17 protein-coding genes and 1 pseudogene are annotated in these 17,946 nt (G+C 71.9%); 7 read left to right on the forward strand and 11 right to left on the reverse strand.

Going from position 1 to position 17,946, the window contains the following annotated elements:
- Positions 1 to 104 precede the first annotated feature (104 nt).
- Positions 105 to 383, forward strand: a complete 279-nt coding sequence (locus ACFYOS_RS07140) for a hypothetical protein (protein WP_387136528.1) — start codon at positions 105 to 107, stop codon at positions 381 to 383.
- 70 nt (positions 384 to 453) lie between these two features.
- On the opposite strand, the gene ACFYOS_RS07145 is transcribed toward ACFYOS_RS07140, so the two are convergent.
- A complete protein-coding gene (locus ACFYOS_RS07145; RefSeq protein ID WP_387136530.1) occupies positions 454 to 1,383 on the reverse strand; it encodes a diacylglycerol/lipid kinase family protein in 930 nt (309 codons plus the stop codon).
- A gap of 178 nt (positions 1,384 to 1,561) precedes the next feature.
- Between ACFYOS_RS07145 and ACFYOS_RS07150 the strand changes: the two genes are divergently transcribed.
- The 3 genes from ACFYOS_RS07150 to ACFYOS_RS07160 are packed head-to-tail and all read left to right on the forward strand — an operon-like array spanning position 1,562 to position 3,893.
- The gene (locus ACFYOS_RS07150; RefSeq protein WP_387136532.1) at positions 1,562 to 1,942 is read left to right on the forward strand and encodes a BlaI/MecI/CopY family transcriptional regulator; all 381 of its coding nucleotides are present in this window, start codon (positions 1,562 to 1,564) and stop codon (positions 1,940 to 1,942) included.
- The gene (locus ACFYOS_RS07155) at positions 1,939 to 2,904 is read left to right on the forward strand and encodes a M48 family metalloprotease (protein WP_387136534.1); all 966 of its coding nucleotides are present in this window, start codon (positions 1,939 to 1,941) and stop codon (positions 2,902 to 2,904) included. Before ACFYOS_RS07150 ends, ACFYOS_RS07155 begins: the two co-directional genes overlap by 4 nt.
- A complete protein-coding gene (locus ACFYOS_RS07160) occupies positions 2,901 to 3,893 on the forward strand; it encodes an undecaprenyl-diphosphate phosphatase (protein WP_387136535.1) in 993 nt (330 codons plus the stop codon). The genes ACFYOS_RS07155 and ACFYOS_RS07160 overlap by 4 nt, the downstream gene beginning before the upstream one ends.
- 100 nt (positions 3,894 to 3,993) lie before the next feature.
- Here the strand turns inward: ACFYOS_RS07160 and ACFYOS_RS07165 are convergent, their stop codons facing one another.
- Complete coding sequence (locus ACFYOS_RS07165) at positions 3,994 to 4,167, reverse strand: dihydrofolate reductase family protein (RefSeq protein ID WP_387136772.1); 174 nt, start codon at positions 4,165 to 4,167, stop codon at positions 3,994 to 3,996.
- A gap of 64 nt (positions 4,168 to 4,231) precedes the next feature.
- Positions 4,232 to 4,876: pseudogene (locus tag ACFYOS_RS07170) on the reverse strand (glutamate-cysteine ligase family protein); the annotation flags it as partial.
- 523 nt (positions 4,877 to 5,399) lie between these two features.
- Between ACFYOS_RS07170 and ACFYOS_RS07175 the strand changes: the two are divergent.
- A complete protein-coding gene (locus ACFYOS_RS07175) occupies positions 5,400 to 5,909 on the forward strand; it encodes a winged helix-turn-helix domain-containing protein (protein WP_387136537.1) in 510 nt (169 codons plus the stop codon).
- A 103-nt stretch (positions 5,910 to 6,012) separates the two neighbouring features.
- On the opposite strand, the gene ACFYOS_RS07180 is transcribed toward ACFYOS_RS07175, so the two are convergent.
- The gene (locus ACFYOS_RS07180; RefSeq protein ID WP_387136539.1) at positions 6,013 to 10,416 is read right to left on the reverse strand and encodes a S8 family serine peptidase; all 4,404 of its coding nucleotides are present in this window, start codon (positions 10,414 to 10,416) and stop codon (positions 6,013 to 6,015) included.
- Positions 10,417 to 10,714: 298 nt separating this feature from the next.
- On the opposite strand from ACFYOS_RS07180, the gene ACFYOS_RS07185 reads away from it, so the two are divergent.
- A complete protein-coding gene (locus ACFYOS_RS07185; protein WP_387136541.1) occupies positions 10,715 to 11,422 on the forward strand; it encodes a winged helix-turn-helix domain-containing protein in 708 nt (235 codons plus the stop codon).
- Between the two features lie 50 nt (positions 11,423 to 11,472).
- Here the strand turns inward: ACFYOS_RS07185 and ACFYOS_RS07190 are convergent, their stop codons facing one another.
- From ACFYOS_RS07190 to ACFYOS_RS07215, 6 genes are all read right to left on the reverse strand, one after another.
- Positions 11,473 to 12,165 (reverse strand): DedA family protein, encoded by a 693-nt coding sequence (locus ACFYOS_RS07190; protein ID WP_387136543.1) that lies wholly within the window; start codon positions 12,163 to 12,165, stop codon positions 11,473 to 11,475.
- A 33-nt stretch (positions 12,166 to 12,198) separates the two neighbouring features.
- Positions 12,199 to 12,747, reverse strand: a complete 549-nt coding sequence (locus ACFYOS_RS07195; protein WP_387136545.1) for a phosphatase PAP2 family protein — start codon at positions 12,745 to 12,747, stop codon at positions 12,199 to 12,201.
- 104 nt (positions 12,748 to 12,851) lie between these two features.
- The gene (locus ACFYOS_RS07200) at positions 12,852 to 14,225 is read right to left on the reverse strand and encodes a sensor histidine kinase (protein ID WP_387136547.1); all 1,374 of its coding nucleotides are present in this window, start codon (positions 14,223 to 14,225) and stop codon (positions 12,852 to 12,854) included.
- A gap of 76 nt (positions 14,226 to 14,301) precedes the next feature.
- Entirely contained in the window at positions 14,302 to 14,979 is a 678-nt protein-coding gene (locus tag ACFYOS_RS07205) for a response regulator transcription factor (protein ID WP_387136549.1), read from the reverse strand.
- Between the two features lie 101 nt (positions 14,980 to 15,080).
- The gene (locus tag ACFYOS_RS07210) at positions 15,081 to 15,905 is read right to left on the reverse strand and encodes a hypothetical protein (RefSeq protein WP_387136551.1); all 825 of its coding nucleotides are present in this window, start codon (positions 15,903 to 15,905) and stop codon (positions 15,081 to 15,083) included.
- 60 nt (positions 15,906 to 15,965) lie between these two features.
- Positions 15,966 to 16,538, reverse strand: a complete 573-nt coding sequence (locus ACFYOS_RS07215) for a hypothetical protein (protein WP_387136553.1) — start codon at positions 16,536 to 16,538, stop codon at positions 15,966 to 15,968.
- A 71-nt stretch (positions 16,539 to 16,609) separates the two neighbouring features.
- Here ACFYOS_RS07215 and ACFYOS_RS07220 point away from each other — a divergent pair, with 71 nt between their 5' ends.
- Entirely contained in the window at positions 16,610 to 17,212 is a 603-nt protein-coding gene (locus ACFYOS_RS07220; protein WP_387136555.1) for a TetR/AcrR family transcriptional regulator, read from the forward strand.
- A gap of 106 nt (positions 17,213 to 17,318) precedes the next feature.
- Here the strand turns inward: ACFYOS_RS07220 and ACFYOS_RS07225 are convergent, their stop codons facing one another.
- Complete coding sequence (locus ACFYOS_RS07225) at positions 17,319 to 17,924, reverse strand: helix-turn-helix transcriptional regulator (RefSeq protein ID WP_387136557.1); 606 nt, start codon at positions 17,922 to 17,924, stop codon at positions 17,319 to 17,321.
- Positions 17,925 to 17,946: the final 22 nt, after the last annotated feature.

Below are 17,946 nucleotides of genomic sequence, written 5' to 3' on the forward strand. Positions count from 1 at the left end.
CCGGCGCCCACCACGGCGGGCTGGCGTGTCGGGCCGCCCGAGCACGCATGACCGCGCCGGTAGCGGGTACGCGGAACGCTCGCGGACATGACCGGAGGGCTGCGATGACCGCCAGCTGGGAAGAGCAGGCCGATCCGCTGCGTCGACCGCCGGAGGCCGACGCGCAGGAGCAGCGGCAGGACGAGACCGTGGTCGGCCCGCCGGACCGGGTCTCGGACGCGGTCCCGGAGGCGTCCGAGGCGGACCTGGCGGAACAGGGCGTCCTGGCGCCACCGAGCGACCGGACCGACCTGGCCGAGGCGGTCCGCGGCGACACCAATCCGGCCGACGCCGTCGAACAGAACCTGGAGATCCCCATCCCCGACGAGGACCGTCGGGCCTGACCGACGCCCCCACGCCGACCCGACGTAGCCCAGCTGTCGTCATCGACCGCGTCCGCCCGCCCGCGCACGCTCACCGGTCCGGGCTGTCGGCGGACGCCATCACGCGCAGCGCGTTCGGGTCCAGGCCGATGCGCACCGGCGTCTCCCCGTACGGCTCGCCGTCGACCTCGATCCGTGCCGGCCGGTCGGTCTCCACCCAGGCCTGGCGCACGGCGAGGAACGGCTCGTCGCGCAGCGTGCGGCGGTGCCCGGCCGCCGCGTTGCCCGCCGTCGCGCGCAGCAGCCCGCGCCGGGTCGGGCCACCGACCGGGTACGCCACCAGCAGCCGGTCGTCGGCGTTCGCGTCCGAGGTGATCGGACGGCCGGCGTGGAAGCCGCCGTTGGCCACGTAGACCTGGTGGGTGACGAACTCGTGCTCCCGCGCCTCCGCACGGACGGTGACCCGCAGCGGCCGGTGCCGGGCGAGCAGCCCGAGGGCGGTCAGCGGGTACGCGAGCCGGCCGGTGACCCGCTTCAGCCGGGGCGGCGCCTTGAGCATGATGTCGGCGGAGAGGCCGATGCCGACGTGGTTGGTGAAGCGCATGTCACCCACCAGGCCCAGGTCGACGTCGATCACCTTGCCGGCGGTGAGCACCTCGACGGCGGCGTCGAGGTCGAGCGGGACGCCAACGGTGCGGGCGAAGTTGTTGGTGGTGCCCAGTGGCAGCAGGCCGAGCGCGATGTCCCGGTGGGCGAGCAGCCGCGCCGCGGTGCCGATGGTGCCGTCACCGCCGCCGACGACCAGCACGTCCGGGCCGAGGTCGGCGGCTTCGGCCAGCACCCGGTCGAGTTCGCCGGGCCGGTCCACCGGGTACGCGCCGAGCAGCGTGAATCCCGCCGCGAGCAGGCGCGAGTGGACGCTGCGGTAGAGCCGGCGGCCACGGCGGGAGTGGGCGTTGACGACCAGCGCGGCGCGCCGGTCGCGCCGGACGGCCTCGCTCAGCTCCTGCTTGGTCCGCATGGATTCCGACCCTATCCGCCCACGCGTCGCAACTCCTGCGGTCGGTCATCGCGCTGACTGGCGACATGCCGTACGGCGATGCCGGGCGGGCGACAAGCCCTGACGCTGCGTCCTCGCCGCCCGAGCCAGCTACTACATATTTCGTAGTAGTCTGGCCGGGGACGGCGAGGAGACGGGCATGGATCACGGACGGCGACCACGCGGCGGCCTGGAACAGCAGGTGCTCGCCGCACTGGCCGGCGCGCCCGGGCCGCTGACCCCGGGGCAGGTACGCGACCGTCTCGACGGCGACCTCGCCTACACCACGGTGATGACGGTACTGGCCCGGCTGGCCGCCAAGGGCGTGCTCACCCGGATCCGCGCCGGCCGGGCGTACACGTACCGCCTGATCGGCGACGAGGCCGAGCTGACCGCACGGCGGATGCGCCGGCTGCTGGACGTCGGCGGCGATCGCACGGCCGTGCTGACCCGGTTCGTCGACGCCCTCTCCCCCGACGACGAACGACTACTCGTCGAGCTGCTGACCGCCGCCGAATCGGCCGACGAGCAGCCGCGATGATCAGCGCCGCCCTGGTCGCCACCGCCGCCTGGCTGGTCAGCACCGGCTGCGCGCCGCGCCTGGCCCGTCGATTGCCGCCGGCCACCGCGACCCGCCTGCTCACCGCGACCGCCGCCGCCGTGGCCGCCGGCGGGACAGGGCTCGCCCTGCTGGTCGCGCTCCCCTGGCTCGCTCAGCTTCCGGTGCTGGTCACGCTCGGCCCCTGGGCCGGTGCGGCCCTGCGTGCCGGGCAGCCGGTGTCGGGCCCGGTGGCCGTCGCGCTGGCCACCGCGGTGCTCGCCGGCGCCGCACGCGCCGCAGTCCTCGCGGTCCGCCGGGCCCGGGCCATGCTCGCGGTACGGCAGGCCTGCGCCGACCTGCCCCGCGCCGGCCGGCTGGCCGTGCTCGCCTCCGACCGGCCGGAGGCGTTCAGCACGCCGCCCCCGGCGGGACGGGTGGTGCTCAGCAGCGGGCTGGTCAACCGCCTCTCCCCGGACGAACTGCGCGTGGTGCTGGCGCACGAGGAGTCCCACCTGCGGCACGCTCACACCTGGTACGCGTTGGCCGCCGAGCTGGCCGCCGCGGCGAACCCGTTGCTGCGCCCGATCGCCCGGTCGGTGCGGGACGCCGTGGAGCGCTGGGCCGACGAGGACGCCGCCCGGGCCGTGGCCGACCGGCGCCTGGCCGCCCGCGCGCTGGCGCGTACCGCCCTGCTCACCGGCGGGGCGACGACCGCCGCAGCCACCCTGGCCAGCGCGGACCGAGGGATGCCGGGACGAGTGGCGGCGCTGCTCGGTACCGCTCCCCGGCATCGGCTGCTGCCCGCGCTGGCACTCTCCGCGCTGCTGCTGACCGGCACGGTGGCCGCCGGACTGGCGGAGCGGCGCACCGACGCCGTGCTCGACCACGCGCACCGGACGGTCGCCGCCACTCCCGGCGGCGGCATCGACCATGGGGCGAACCTCGTGAAGGGAAACCGATGAGTCACGGCTTGACCTATCCGGAGGCGATCGTCATCGGCGCCCTGCAGGGGGTGACCGAACTGTTCCCGGTGTCCAGTCTCGGGCACAGCGTGATCCTGCCCGCGTTGATCGGCGGGCGCTGGGCCCGCGACCTGGATGTATCGGCGCCGGAGTCGCCGTACCTGGCGTTCGTCGTCGGGCTGCACGTGGCGACCGCGCTGGCCCTGCTGGTCTTCTTCTGGCGGGACTGGGTCCGCGTCGTGAGCGGCTTCGTCTCGTCCGTGCGGCACCGCCGAGTGGCCGGCCCGGACGAGCGGCTGGCCTGGATGATCATCCTGGCGACGATCCCGGTCGGGCTGGCCGGACTGCTGCTGGAGCACACCTTTCGCACCGTGCTCGGTCGGCCGGCGCCGGCCGCGGTGTTCCTGATGCTCAACGGGCTGCTGCTGTTCGGCGCCGAACGCCTGCGCCGGCGGGCCGCGACGGCGGAACCGGTCGGCGCGCGGGCCGGGGACCCGGTGCCCGTGCGGGTGGGCCCGGAGGGCAAGGGCACTCTCTTCGCCTCGACGGCCGCCGGTGGTCCGGCCGCCTCGCAGGCCGCGGTCGACCTGGCCTCGGACCGCAGGCTGGCGGCCGGCAGCATGGGCGGGGCGGTGCTGATCGGCACGGCGCAGATTCTCGCCCTGCTGCCCGGAATCAGCCGCTCCGGGGCCACCATGGCCGCCGGGCTGCTGCGCGGGCTCACCCACGAGGACGCCGCCCGGTTCTCCTTCCTGCTGGCCACTCCGGTCATCCTGGCCGCGGGGGTGCTCAAGCTGCCCGACCTGTTCGGCGATCTCGGTGCCGGCATCCGCGGGCAGGTGCTGGTCGGCAGCGTCGCGGCCGGCGTGTCCGCCTACGCCGCGGTGAAGTTCCTGACCCGGTACTTCGAGACCCGCACGCTGACCCCGTTCGCCGTCTACTGCGTGCTCGCCGGGCTGGTCAGTCTGGTCTGGCTGGGCGTGGCCTGACCGGGGCCGGCGCCCGACTACGGCGCGGGCTGGGCCAGGTGGACCTTGACGTCGTCGTAGCCGACGTCGCCGGGCGACGGAGCCGGGGCGTAGACGAGGTTCAACACCCGGTGGTGAAGGTCTGCGCCGAGACGAGGGTCAGCGGGATCGGTTGCTCCCCCTCCTCGAACAGCCGCATACCGGTGCGGACGGCGATCGGATGCACCAGGAGGTGCAGCTCGTCCAGCAGTCCGGCGGCGAGCAACTGGCGCACGACGGAGACCGAACCGCTCATCGCGATGGTGCCGCCGGGCGGTTCGCGGCTCGGCGGTGTGCCGGGGTGCCCGGGTGCGGCTCGGATCGGTGCCGAAGCGCAGCGCCTGTCGCCGGGACACCCAGCGGATCCCGGATCGGCTGCGGTGCGGGGAGTTGGCGAACGAGGCCAGCAGCACGGGGCCGATCGCGTCGGCGAGCCACCAGCGGTGACGGTAGCCGGTCCACCCGTCGGAGTCATCACCGGCGTCGAGGCACACCTGGACCGAGGCGGAGTTGCACATGACGGCGCGGCTCTTCGGCCCGACCCGGTCGTGGTAGGCCGCGAGTGCGACGTAGCGCGGATGCGCGGCGACGAGCCGCGGTGTCCGGCTGGTGTCGAGGCCGGTGCCCTCGAGCCGGAGACCCTCCGCGGCGAACGCGGCCCGCAGGAGCGCCAGGTCGGTCGCCGGCGCGTCGATGCAGTCCTGCCCGGTGGCACCGACCGACGAGGCCAGTTCGACCTGCCCGCCCGGTTCGACCGTGATCCGTCCGCCGCCGGGAAGCGGGTCACCGAGGTGGGCGACGGCGGCGTGCAGGCGCGCGATCGACGGCCGGTCGAGCGGGTACGCGGGATCCCGCACCGGATACTCCAGCTCGACCCCGACGCGTCCCGGCGGGCCGATCCGGAAGGCGGCGGCACCGATATAAGCTGCGGCGGTGGCTTCCGTGAGCACGGCGATATCGTCCACGGTGGACTCCGTCAGGTGACAGGCGCACCCGGCTGCCCCGGTGGAAGGGCGTCAGGGCCGGCGGTGGAAGAGGGCACCTCCCACCAGTGAGACCGTGCAGAGGCGTTCTCCATTAGCGGTCCGGGCGGGTGCCTTGTCGAGAGGGCGCCGCCCCAACGGCGGGTGAACGGTTCCGCTCATCCGGGTGAACGGTGGGAGCGCCCGTGGCCCGTCGTCGTGCGCCGCCGGCGACGGCCGGCCGTCGGTCTCGTCGGCGGTGGACACGCCCGGTTCGACCGTGGGTCGGTATCTGCGGAGAATGTGGCCCAGAAACTGCGATGCCGGCGGTCATATTGACATCAACTGCTATACCAATCGACCATGGTCGACTATAGAATCCGGGAGAGAAAGCGCTTACGGCAGGTGAACCTGCAGCTGTGGCAGCCTTTGTCACGGCGCGCTGAACGACGGCGCAGGCCAGAAACCGACTGATCGGCACCGCAGGGCGAGCCCACGTAAACGGGCGAACCGAAAGGGTCGGAGGGTGACAGCGATCCCGTCCTTGGTCATCGGCATCGCCTCCTCGGCGGCGGAACGCAGACAGCTCGCGCAACTGCTCGGCGGGACCGAGGCGTTCCTGATCGTTTCGAGCGCCCATCAGGCGCGCAGGTTCCTCGACCTGGTCCGGAAGCCCGGCGCCGCAGCAGGGCCACCGCCCGTCGGGAACACGCCCGCCGAAGGCGCATCGGATGCGGGTCTGCCACCGCGGCCGGACCTGAGCATCGACTCCGACCGACGGGTGTTGCGCTGGCGGGACCGCGAGATCGGACTGACCCCGCTGGAGCACGACCTCCTGCTGTGCCTGGTCGGCACGCCCGGGCAGGTCTGGACCTACCGGCGGCTGCACCTCGAGGTGTGGGGCAACGAGCACCTCGGGCGTGGCTCCGACATGCACTCGCTGGTGCGGCGGGTCCGACGTAAGCTCGCCCGACTGGGCGCCACGCCGACGATCCATGCGGTCCGCGGGGTCGGCTTCCGCCTCGCTTCGGCCTGACCACCACCCATCGCCGACGCCGTGGCTGGCAACCTTCGGACGCGATCCGGCCCGCCTGGTCGGAAACCAGGCGGGCCGGATCTCTCAGCTAGCGGTCAGTTTGTCAACAGCGGACTGGGGACAGGGTGAAGTCCTCCACTCTCGGGGCGATGGTGATCGACGTCTGACGGGTCTGGGGCTGCCAGCCGTCCTTGGCGACGATGATGGTCAGCGGGTTGTGTTTGCGATCCAGCCAGTAGGCGTACCTGCCCTGGGCGTCGGTGGCGAATGTCCACGTCAGCGCCTTCGAGGTGAACTGGACGGTCGCACCAGGCAGCGGTGCGGTGGCACCCTGGCAGCTCGTCGCGGTGACCGTACCCACCAGCTTGCCCCAGCTCTTCGGAGGCTGCGCGATCATCGTCACCGCCACGGGCTGCACCGTGTACGGCGTGTTCTCCTTGATCGTGACCGAACCAGAGTAGGTACCCGGCTGGTCGACGTTCGCCGTCATCCCGACGGTGACCGTGACCTTCTCACCCGGCGCCAGCGTGGCCGCCGTCTTGTCGATCGTCATCCAGCTGACGTCCGCCGGACCCTCGGCACACTCCTCGAGCCCGGGCAGCGCCTCGCTGTCCGGAGTGGCGGTGAAGCCACCGGACGAGCCGCCGACCTTGTAGAAGCCGCACGCCGCGCCACCGCGGTACCGCGCGGTGTTGGCGTTCGGCAGGTTGGACCACGAGTTGGTGCCCGGGTCGTAGGCGAAGCCGGCGTTGGTGACGGCTCCGCCCTGGACACCGCCGACGACCAGGAGCTTGCCGTTCGCGACCGCGAACGAGCTGGCCCAACTGTCGGCCGGCGCATCGGCGATGGCGGTCCAGGTGTTGGCACCCGGGTCGAAGGCGTAGCCCGCCTTGTGCGCGGCGGACCCGTCGTTACCACCGACGCAGTAGACGATGCCGTCGATCCCGCCGCAGGAGGCGAAGGCCACCGACTTCGGGTAGTTGGGCAACGTCTCCCAGGTGTCGCTGCCCGGGTCGTACCGGACGACGGAGTTCGACATCGGCGTGCAGGACGACGTCGTGCAACCGCCGACGGCGTAGAGCTTGCCGTCGACGACCGCCTGCCCGGCAGCGGAGCGCGGCGCCGGGTTGTTGGCCACCTTCGTCCAGGTGTTGGCCGCTGGGTCGTACGCCCAGGTGGTGCCATCGGGGCCGGCCGCCGCCCAGCCGCCGGTCGCGATGATCTTCCCATCGGCGACGCCCACCGTCATGGCGTTACGCGCACCAGGAAGATCGGCGATCGCCGTCCAGCTCTGCGCGATCGGGTCGTAGGCGTAGTTCTTCGCCGAGGACGCCGATCCGTTGCCGCCGGCGATCGAATACACCTTGCCGTCGAGGTTCACCACCCGGTTGTCCATCACGTTGGCCGGGTAGTCCGCGATGTCCGTCCAGGGCGCGGCCTGCGGGCCGGCCGCGGCGGTGCTCGCCGTGTCCGCCTTGCCGGTCGCCAGGGCGGCGAACGAGGTCGGGACGCTGAGCCGCTGCACGGGTGCGCCGCTGGAGGCGAGCACCTCCTGCTTGCCCATCCGGGACCCGTCGGCCCGGAGGAGCTCGAAGCCGCCGTCCCGCTCACCGAACTGGACGTCGACCGGCGCGCCGCCGGTGTTGGTCACGGTGAACGTCTTGTTCACCTTGCCGGTAGGCATCTGGACCGTCGCGCTCACCTCGGTCGGCTGGATCGTCAGCCGGCCGGCGGCGAGTTGGAAGGTCGCGGCCGTCGCCCCGTTCTTCTGGACGTCGAGGTCCTTGCTCTGGCTGACGTAGTTGCCGGCCGCCGCGGTGAACTTGTGCGACCCGGTCAGCGACGAGAACATCCAGAAGAAGCCGTCCGGCAGGTCGGTGTCGTCCGGAGTCGCGGCGCTGGTGGCCTTCTCGGCCGGCCGGTCGTCGCTGGTGACGGTCGCGCCGTTGATATAGCCGTCGTCGTTCTTGTCACGCACGTGGCCCAGCACCAGGCCACCGTCGATCGGCTGGCAGCTGACCTGGCTGCCGATCAGCACGTTGTCGACCTGCCACCACCATTCCCACTGCGCGTCGTAGTAGTGGAACCGGACCCGGGCCTCCGCCTTGCCCGCAGCCTGCGGGATCGGGACCTCGGTGACCCGCGGTCCGCGGAAGTCCGCCGCCTGCCGGAGCACATTGGTCCAGGTGGTGCCGCCGTCGAGGCTGAGGTCGACATCCGCGCGGTCGGAGCCCAGCCAGTTGTAGTCCTGGTTGAACCGGATGACCGGGGCCGCGACGTCGGTCAGGTCGACGACCGGGCTGACCAGGGAAGTGTCCTGGCGCCCGCTGCTGCCGTAGTGGTCGCTGTCGATGACGGCGAACCGGCCCGTGCCGCCGGTCAGGTTGCCGCGGTTACCGGTGTCGGTGAACTCCCACACCTGACCGGTGCCCAGGTGGTCCACCACGGACCAGCCGGCCGGCACGGTGCCGCTGTCGAAGGTCTCGTACACGCCGTCCGAGCCGTACCGGTATCCGGGCGCCGTCGTGCAGCTGTTGGCGACCACCGGCACGGCAACGTCCTGGGTGACGTTGCTCGAGCCGACCACGACCTCCTTGGTCACCGTCTCGTAGCCCGGGTACTGCGGCTGGACCTTCACGCTGTACGTCGCCCCGGTCGGGAGCTTGAAGCTGTACTGACCGTTGGCGGGCGTGGTGTAGTCGGACACACCCGACGGGCCCTCGACGCTCACCTTCGCGTAGAGCGGCCAGCCGTGTCCGGAGCCGTCGGTGACCGACCCGCTGACGGTGACGCTCGGCACCGCCGTCAGCGCCACGTTGGTCGTCGTGGTCGTGTCCTTGGTGACGGTTGCCGGCACCGTCTTGCTCTCGTAGCCGAACGCCGACACGGCGACCTGGTAGGCGCCGGCCGGAAGCAGCGACGAGTACTTGCCGTCGCTCCCGGTGGTCAGCTGGCGGGTCGCCGCGCCGGTCAGGGCCACCGTGGCACCGCCGATCGGGGCGCCGGTGGTCGCGTCCGTGATCGTGCCGGCCAGGGTGCCGGTGTCGCCGATCGGGGCGGCGTTGAGCAGCGCGAGCGCGTCCAGCCGGCCCTCACCGTAGACGTTGTTGTCGTCCGCGGTGCCACCGCACTGGAGGTCTTCCTTGTCGACCGCCGTGTTGTCCAGCAGCGCACGGGTCGCGTTGACGTCACCGACCAGCGCCGGCGCCGCCGACCACAGCAGCGCGACCGCGCCCGCGAGGTGTGGGGAGGCCATGGACGTGCCGTTGAAGCTGGCATAGCTGCTGCCCGGAACGCTCGACCGGACGTTCACGCCAGGTGCGGAGAGGTTGGGCTTGATCTGGCCGTCCTGCCCGGCACCGCGGGAGGAGAAGCTGGCGATGTTGTTGTTGATGTCGTACGCGCCGACCGAGTAGTTGCTGGTCCGGCTGCCCGGGGAGCCGCTGGTCTGGCATCCCGGCCCGTTGTTGCCGTTGGACCAGGAACCGAAGATGCCCGAGGCCGTCCACGCGTTGGTCACGTCCTCCATGAACGGATCGTTGGAGGGCAGCGTGGTTCCCCACGAGTTGTTGATGATGTTCGGCCGCTTGCTCGCGTCCGGGTTCTGACCGTTGAGGTCCGTGGGCTGGAGCATCCACTGGCCGGAGGCGATCAGCGCGGCGTCGCTGGGGCAGCAGCCGTTCGCCGCGATCCACTTGACGTCGGGGGCGACGCCGATCTGGTTCGCGCCGTCGGAGCCGGCCATGGTGCCCATCGTGTGCGTGCCGTGGCCGTTGTTGTCACAGGGCGCGGCGGCGCAGGTGCCGGCGGCGTTGAACCAGTTGTAGTTGTGGTCGAACGTGCCGTCGCCGTTGTTGCCGCGGTAGGAGCGGACGAGGGCCGGGTGGTCGAACTGGACGCCGGTGTCGATGTTCGCCACCGTGATGCCCGCACCCTTGACGCCGTACTGCGACCAGACGTCGTCGGCGTTGATGTTCGCGATGCCCCACTCGAGGGCGTTCACGGTCTTCTCGTTGTCGCCCTGGGTGACCTCGGGCACCTTGTACTCCATCGGGGCGTACAGACCCTCGACCTCGGCGTGGGCGGCGAAGTTCTGCGCCATGGTCAGCGAGCCGCTGTCGACCTTGATGGCGTTGGTCGCCCAGAAGGTCTGGTACTTCGCGCCCGAGCCGTCGAGCTCAGCCCGGATCTTGGCCTGGCTCTCCGCGGCGGTCTTCTTCAAGGCGTCCGCGACCGCGGTGCCCCGCTTGGCCCAGTCCTTGATCGCACCGGCCTGGCTCAGGTCCGCCCGGTCCTTGAAGTGGATCCAGAAGTCGCCCTCGCTCTTGGCCTGGAGTTGCCTCGTGAGCTCGGGACGGATCTTGTCCGACGTCGAGGCGCCCGTCTCGCTCTGTGCGGCCTGTGCGCCGGTACCGATGGTGGCCAAGCTTGCCGCGGCGAGGACGATCGCCGTGCCGGCGCTGGCCAAGCGACTGGCCAGGCGCCTCCCGGGTGGATGTCTTAGCATCGGTGCTGCCTCCTTCAGAACGACCCGCGAATGTTCGAGCCATGGCGAAGGGTGCAGGAGACCCATCTCCCGTCTGGATCCACACCGGAACGAACGAACCCCCCAGGCCCCCCAGGCGCCGTGCGGGTCACGCCGGCTGCCTGAAGGGACAATATGATCGATACGAATGAATGATCAAGCACACAACGTGAGCAACTTGTCACCAACAGCTGCCCTGTCGGACGGCAGCTTTGACAATTACTGTCAGGGTGATGCCCAAGTCGGGCGCTTTTTGGCCATGTTCGGCCAGGTGGGTGCGGTGACGGACGACGACACGAGCACGGGCGGTTCCGACCCGGCCGAGAACCTGTTTCCGATGTTGATCGCGGTGACACCGTCACCGGCCGAACGGATCCGGATCGCCGAGCTCCTCGACGGCGTCGCGCCGCTGCTCGTGGTCGCCGACCTCGACGAGCTACGCAACCTGATCGCGCCTACGCAGCCACCCGAGGATGTCTCTCCCCCGCAGACGCCCGACCCCGCACCGCCGTCATCGGACGACACGCTGCTGATCGACTCGGCCCGGCACACCGCCCGCTGCGGGGATCGCGAGGTCGCCCTCACTCGGCTCGAACACGACCTGCTGGTCTGCCTGACCACCGAGCCGGTACGGGTCTGGAGCTACGCCGAGCTGCACCGGTCGGTGTGGCGGGACGACGGGCTGCACCGGAAGGCGGACGTGCAGTCCCTGGTGAAGCGCCTACGGCGCAAGCTCGACGAACTCGGTACCGGAGTCACGGTCGTCGCGGTGCGCGGCGTCGGGTTTCGGCTGACCGACCACCAGCAGCCCCGGGCCCACGGTGCCGGACGCCTGCCGGACACGGGCGACGCCCGGCGCAACGCCCCGGTCAGGCCCGTCACGCCGAAGGCCCGCCGGCCGGAGCGACGTCGGCAGGACGACGGGGACGGCCCGGGCGGTGACGATGGTCCAGGTGTCGCCCCCTTCGCCCAGCGGCCTCGGCGGTGACCCCGTCCGACGTCCCGCCGCCCGCGGTGGGACGTCGGCGGTCACCCACCTCACCGCCGACGCGCGTGCGCCGCTTCGACCGGGTCGCCGGCCGCCGCCCGCGCGGTACGCCGGGCCCGGCGTGAGCGGAGCAGTTGGATGCCGATCGGCAGCACAGAGACCAGCACGATGCCGATGAGGATGTACTCGATGTTGGCCTTGACGAACGCGATCTGGCCGAGGAAGTAGCCGAGGACGGTTACTCCGACGCCCCACAGGGTTCCGCCGACGAGATTGAAGATCAGGAAGGTGCGGTACTGCATGCGGGAGACGCCGGCGATGATCGGAGTGAAGGTCCGCACGATCGGTACGAATCGGGCAAGCATGATGGAGCGGGCGCCGTAGCGGGCGAAGAAGTCGTTGGCCCGGTGCACGTTCTCCTGCTTGAACAGACGGGAGTTCGGCCGGCGGAACAGGCTCGGCCCGACCCGCTTGCCGAACAGGTAACCAACCTGGTCGCCGCCGACGGCGGCCACCACCACCAACAGGCAGAGCAGCCAGAGCGGCTGGTGCAGGTACTGGTCGGCGGAGACGAGCAGTCCGGCGGTGAACAGCAGCGAGTCACCGGGGAGGAAGAAGCCGATCAGCAGCCCGGACTCGGCGAAGACGATGGCGAGGATGCCGATCAGCCCGAAGGTGGAGATCAGCCGTTGCGGGTCGAGGAAACCGGGACCCGCGGCGAGCAGTGCCTGGGGCGTTGACACGAGCGACCTCCTTGACGGCGGACAGGTGCGGGTCTAACGGCTGGGGGCGGTGTGCGGCCGGCGACGGTTCGCCCATCGTTCGTAGGCCCACCCGCCTACGCCGACGGCGCCGACGGCAGCGCCCGCGATGACCGCGCCCGCGAGGATGTCCGCGGGATAGTGCACGCCGGTCCAGACGCGGGCGAATCCGAGGAGCACGGCCAGTACGGCCAGCCCTACCCCCCACCGTCGGGAGAGAAACGCGCCGACGGCGAAAGCCACCGCGAACGCCGCGGTGGCGTGGTCACTGGGCAGCGACGGTCCCGCCGCGTGCGGGATCAACTGGTGGACCGGATGGGTCTGGAACGGCCGTACCTCCGTGCTGATCGCGGCGGCGCCCTGACCGACGGCGAAGGCCAGCGCGAGGACCGCTGCCACGCGTATGACGGCGAGCCGTTCCCGCCGCAGGCCGCGCAGCACGGGCACGGCCGCCAGGACGCCGAGCACGTAGATCAGCCAGACCGCGAGCCATTCGAAGATGTCGTCGACCGGGTCACTGACGCCGGCGGCGGCGTTGATCAGTTGAAAGAGGTGGTAGTTCATCTGCCCCTGCTGCCTCCCGATCGACCCGGCTCCCCCACTCGGCCGGCTGCCCGCAGCCTGCCGGCCGCCGCCTGAGAGGAGCCTGAAGAACGAGGAGGGTCCGGTCAGTGCGTGCCGTGCCGCAGGGGCAGGCGGATCCGGACCGTCATGGTCGGACCGGGCAGCACACTCACGGTGCCGCCGTGCGCCGCGACGATCTCCTTGGTGATCGCGAGGCCCAGACCGCTGCCGCCGTCGGACCGGGCCCGACTGTCGTCGAGTCGGACGAATCGGTCGAAAATGCGTTCCCGTTCCGGGTCGGGGACGCCGGGGCCGTCGTCGGTGACGTCGAGCAGCCCCCAGCCGTCGCTGACGGCCACCCGGAGGACGATCTCGGAGCGGGCGTGCCGCGCGGCGTTGTCGGTCAGGTTGCGCAGCGCGCGACCCAGGTCGTGGGCGTCACCACCGACGCGTACGGGGGCGAGGTGAGCGCGGACGGTCAGGTCCGGCCGGCGGGTGGCGACGCCGTACCGCTCGGTGTAGGCGAGGTCGTCCAGGTCGACGTCGTCGCGGCGCGGCGCGTGGGCGTGCTCGTCGATCCGGGCGAGCAGGAGCAGGTCGGAGACGAGGCGACCGAGGCGTTGGGTCTCGCTGCGCAGCAGCCCGACCAGCTCGGCGTGCGCCGCGGGCGCCTCGGTCAGCGCCAGGCGGTCGAGACCGGCCTGCAGGGTGGCCAGCGGACTGCGCAGCTCGTGGCTGGCGTCGGCGACGAACTGTCGCTGGCTCGCGGCCGCCGTCTCCAGCCGGTCGAGCATGCTGTTCATCGTCTCGGCGAGCGCGGCGACCTCGTCGTGCACGGGTGGCACCGGGACCCGGGCGTGCAGGTCACGGGCGGTGATCCCGGCGACCCGGCGGCGGATCGCCTCCACCGGGCGCAGCGCGCGTCCGACGAACAGGAAGACCGCCGCGCCGACCACCAGCAGCATCGCCGGCAGCCCTGCGGCGAGGATCGCGGCGACCGCCTCGGTGCTCTCGTTGACCGGCCGCAGCGACTGCGCCACCAGGACCGTACGGGTTCCGGCTGTGGTGGCGATCCCTTCCGCCACCACCCGGTAGGGGTCCTCGTCGGCGAACGGCAGCAGCCGCTGCTCGTGCAGCACCTGTCCGGGCCGCGGCCGCAGCGGAGACAGCGGCGCCACGCCGGCGAGCGCCGCCGAGGCGCTCACCACCCGCCCGGACGGATCGAGGACCTGCACCAGGGTCTGTTCGCCGGGGCTGGGTTTCAGGGTCTGGGCGAGGGCGTCCTGGTTTGCGCTGGCCACGGCGGCCGCCACCTCGTCGGCGCGTTGCCTCGCGGCGGCGTCGACGTTGCCCGCAAGGTCCGCGCGTGCGGTGTAGACGAAGGCCGCCGCGCCGACGGCGAAGGCGAACGCCACCACGAGCGCCGCGGCCAGCGCCGAACGCAGCCGCACCCCGAGCCGCCGGCGTAGCCACCGCACCGGCCCTCCGTCTGGTCCACGTCTGCCCGCCATGACCGCAGCGTGGCAGCTCGTATCTGAGAAGGCCCTGAGGGGGTCAGCCGCCGTCGGCGGCCAGCCGGTAGCCCATGCCGCGTTCGGTCTGGATGGCCGAGCGCCCGAACGGTTGGTCGATCTTACGGCGCAGGTAGCTGATGTACACCTCGACGATGTTGGGGTCCCCGTCGAAGTGGGCGTCCCACACGTTCTCCAGGATCTGGGTCTTGGACACCACGTCACCGCGGTGGCGTATCAGGAACTCCAGCATCGCGAACTCGCGGGCGGTCACCCGGACCGGCTGCCCGTCGCGGGTGACCAGCCGTCTGGCCGGATCCACGGTCAGGTCGCCGGCGGTCATGACCACCGGGCGGGCCGGGGCGCCCCGGCGCACCAGGGCGCGCAGCCGGGCCACCAGCACCACGAACGAGAACGGCTTGGTCAGGTAGTCGTCGGCACCGAGGTCGAGCGCGTCGGCCTGGTCGTGCTCGCCCTCCTTCGCCGTCAACATCAGCACCGGGGTCCACACCCCCCGCGACCGCAGTTGCCGGCACACCTCGTAGCCGCTGAGGCCGGGCAGCATGATGTCGAGCACGACCACGTCATACGGGTTCTCGGTGGCCGCCCACAGCCCGTCCGGCCCGGTGTGCTGGACGTCGACCGCGAAGCCCTCCTCGGCCAGACCGTTGCGGATCACCTCGGCGAGGGCTGACTCGTCCTCGACCACCAGCACGCGCACCAGGTCACTCCTCTCCCCCGGCCCGCAGGTCCGGGTTGACGTCCGCCTTCGATCGTCGCTCGCCTCAGGGACGTCAACCCGGCTGCGGGACCGGTAGCGACTTACCGCTGCAGCGCAGCGGCCCGGTGGTACGGCGCCTCGACGGGAGGCGGCGCGTCCCGCTTCGTCACACTCAGGTAGCCGACCAGGACCAGGATCGTCGCCAGGAACAGCCCGCTGGTGATCACCGGGCCGAGGCCCAGCCCGCCGTCGTCCCGGCTCTGCGTCAGGTAGTCGCCGAGCGAGGCGCCGAGCGGGCGGGTCAGGATGTAGGCGATCCAGAACGCGACGATCGGGTTCAGCCACGACCAAGCGTACGCGGAGGCCACGACGGCGATCATCGCGGCGAAGATCAGGCCCGAGAGCAGGTACCCCAGATCAAGCCGCTCGGACAGCAGGTCTCCGGCCGCGGTGCCCAGCGCGAAGGTGAACAGGATCGCCGTCCAGTAGAACGCCTCCCGCCGGGTCGTCACGATCGAGTGGATCGACAGGGTGCCCTCGCTGCGGTACCAGACGGCGAAGGTGGCCGCGAGGAGCACCGCGAACACCGCCGTGCTGACCCCGAGCGGCACGCCGAGGTTGTCGGAGAGGTTGTCCGTGATCAACGTGCCGACGATGCTCACCAGGACCACCGCCAGCCAGTAGATCCACGCCACGTACCGGTCGGCCCGGAACTGCCGCACGAGTACGGCGACCAGCGCGACGGCCATGACGAGGGTGGTGCCGGTCAGCCCGAGGTGAACACTGACGTTGAGGAAGTCCGCCGCCGTCTCCCCGACGGTCGTCGACAGGACCTTGATGACCCAGAAGAAGACCGTGACCTCGGGGACCTTGTTGAGCATCTGCCGCATCCGCGGCGCCGAGTCGTACTGTCTGTCCAGCTGCATGCGCGGCACCCTCGCACCCCGTTCCTGAGGACAGGCTGAAACGACCAGTCCCTCGGGCGGTCAACTCCGCTCGACGATCCCCACGCCGCCCGAGCCACCCGGCGGCCGCTTGGGGAACACCGTGTCGGCCAGGGGCCAGAACACCAGCCACGCCCCCATGGCCAGGCTGAGTCGAGCGAGCCAGGCCCAGAGTTCCTGGCTGCGGTCGGCGTCGCCGACCAGGGCGATCCCGGCGAGCAGCACGGCACAGGCGATCGCCCAGCCGAGCATGCCCTTGCCCCACTCCCGCCACTCGTGCCGGGCTCGGGCCATCCCGTAGCGCGGGGCTCGGCGGGGCGGCGGACCACCGGCGAACCGGTACGCGAACCGCTCGTCGGTCCAGCGCACCAGGCCGTGGCCAAAGGCCACGGAGAAGCCGAGGTACGCGGCGGCGAGGCCGTGGGCGAACGTGGCGGTGCCGCCGGCCCGCAGGTCGATCATCGTGGCGACCAGCAGTACGAGGTCGACCACGGGCACCGCGAGCAGCAGGGCGGCGCCCAGCCGGGGGCGGCGCAGCGGGTAGCGCGCGATCAGCCCGGCGGCCAGCAGCACCCAGAAGGCCACCTCGCAGGCGACGATCAGTCCGACGAGCATCAGCACCTCCGTTTTTAGTACGCTGTGCGATAACCGTAGCAAGCGTCGCCCACGTCCATCCGGAGGGGTCCGTGCCGAAGATCGTCGACCACGACGCTCGTCGCGCTGAACTGGCCGAGGCCACGTGGCGGGTCGTCTACCGCGACGGCGTAGCAGCGGCCACCGTCCGCAGCATCGCCGCCGAGGCCGGCTGGTCCCCCGGCGCCCTGCGGCACTACTTCTCCACGCAGACCGACCTGCTGGTCTTCGCCATGGAACACGTGATGGCGAAGGCGACCGAGCGGTTCACCGCCGAGGACCGGACCGGGCCTACCCGCGAAGTGGTGCAACGGATGCTGGAGGAGCTCCTGCCGCTGGACCGGCAACGCGCCCGGGAGGCGGAGGTGTGGCTGCTGCTCGCCGCCCGCACCCAGGTCGACCCCGCGGCCCGAGACCGCATGAAGGAAGCCGACGACGGCATCCGGAAAGCGGCCGGACTCGCCGTCGCCGCGCTCGCCGCCGACGGATTGATGGCGGCCGACCGTGACCCCGACCGGGAAACCGCGCGACTGCACGCCCTGCTGGACGGGCTCGCCCTGCACGCGCTGCTGCACCCCGATCTGATGCCGCCCGACCGCGCCAGCGCCGTCCTCACCGACCACCTCGACGGCCTCCGCCACCCGCACCAGCCCTAGCCGGGCGTGCCGTCGGCCCGGGCGGATGCCGGCCGACGGGCAGGCGGCGCGCCCCGGGTGGACGTTCCGTCGGGCGGCGCGCGGTCCGGGTGGCACCGAGCAGGCGTCAGCCGACCGCGCGGGCGGGGCCATCCTCCTCCGGCGCGGCCCTGCGGCCGGGCGCGTCGGCGGCGAGGTCGTGCAGCACCGCTCCCCCGTCGGTGAGCAGCGCCGACTCCGCGTCGTCGACGAAGGCGAGGTCGGCTTCGACGTGCCGGCTGGCGGCCGAGAGCAGCAGCCGGACCACCGGGTCGTCGGCCCGGCGGCGCAGCCCGTCGAGGTTGCGCAGCTCTCGCATCAGGTGGGCGCGCTGGTTGCCGAGCACGGTCCGGACGGTCGCCGCTTCGCCGGACCGGGCCGCGGCGGTGACCTTGAGGAAGAAGTCGTCCCGAAAGCCACCGCTGCGCGGGCTGGGCTCGGCGAGCCAGCGGTCCAGCTCGGTCCGGCCGGCCGGGGTGATCTCGTAGACCACCCGGTCAGGCTTGACCGGCTGGGCCTGCCGCTCGGCGACCACCAGGCCGTCCCGGGAGAGCCGGTCGAGGATCTGGTAGAGGTGCCCGATGTTGAGCGGGCCCCACTGTGGGCCGACTGCCGCCTCAAAGGCGCCCTTGAGCTCGTAGCCGTAGCTGGGGCCGCGGGCGAGCAGGGCCAGGACCGCGTGCTGGATCGCCACCGTCTCCTCCAATCCGGTTCCG

The organism is Micromonospora sp. NPDC005806, from assembly GCF_042871425.1.
Lineage (GTDB): Bacteria > Actinomycetota > Actinomycetes > Mycobacteriales > Micromonosporaceae > Micromonospora.

What these genes read in the sequence shown, in the direction of transcription:
- ACFYOS_RS07140 (WP_387136528.1), top strand. Translation starts at nt 105, where the DNA reads ATGACCGCCAGCTGGGAAGAGCAGGCCGATCCGCTGCGTCGACCGCCG.
- ACFYOS_RS07145 (WP_387136530.1), bottom strand. Translation starts at nt 1,383, where the DNA reads ATGCGGACCAAGCAGGAGCTGAGCGAGGCCGTCCGGCGCGACCGGCGC.
- ACFYOS_RS07150 (WP_387136532.1), top strand. Translation starts at nt 1,562, where the DNA reads ATGGATCACGGACGGCGACCACGCGGCGGCCTGGAACAGCAGGTGCTC.
- ACFYOS_RS07155 (WP_387136534.1), top strand. Translation starts at nt 1,939, where the DNA reads ATGATCAGCGCCGCCCTGGTCGCCACCGCCGCCTGGCTGGTCAGCACC.
- ACFYOS_RS07160 (WP_387136535.1), top strand. Translation starts at nt 2,901, where the DNA reads ATGAGTCACGGCTTGACCTATCCGGAGGCGATCGTCATCGGCGCCCTG.
- ACFYOS_RS07165 (WP_387136772.1), bottom strand. Translation starts at nt 4,167, where the DNA reads ATGAGCGGTTCGGTCTCCGTCGTGCGCCAGTTGCTCGCCGCCGGACTG.
- ACFYOS_RS07180 (WP_387136539.1), bottom strand. Translation starts at nt 10,416, where the DNA reads ATGCTAAGACATCCACCCGGGAGGCGCCTGGCCAGTCGCTTGGCCAGC.
- ACFYOS_RS07195 (WP_387136545.1), bottom strand. Translation starts at nt 12,747, where the DNA reads ATGAACTACCACCTCTTTCAACTGATCAACGCCGCCGCCGGCGTCAGT.
- ACFYOS_RS07210 (WP_387136551.1), bottom strand. Translation starts at nt 15,905, where the DNA reads ATGCAGCTGGACAGACAGTACGACTCGGCGCCGCGGATGCGGCAGATG.
- ACFYOS_RS07215 (WP_387136553.1), bottom strand. Translation starts at nt 16,538, where the DNA reads ATGCTCGTCGGACTGATCGTCGCCTGCGAGGTGGCCTTCTGGGTGCTG.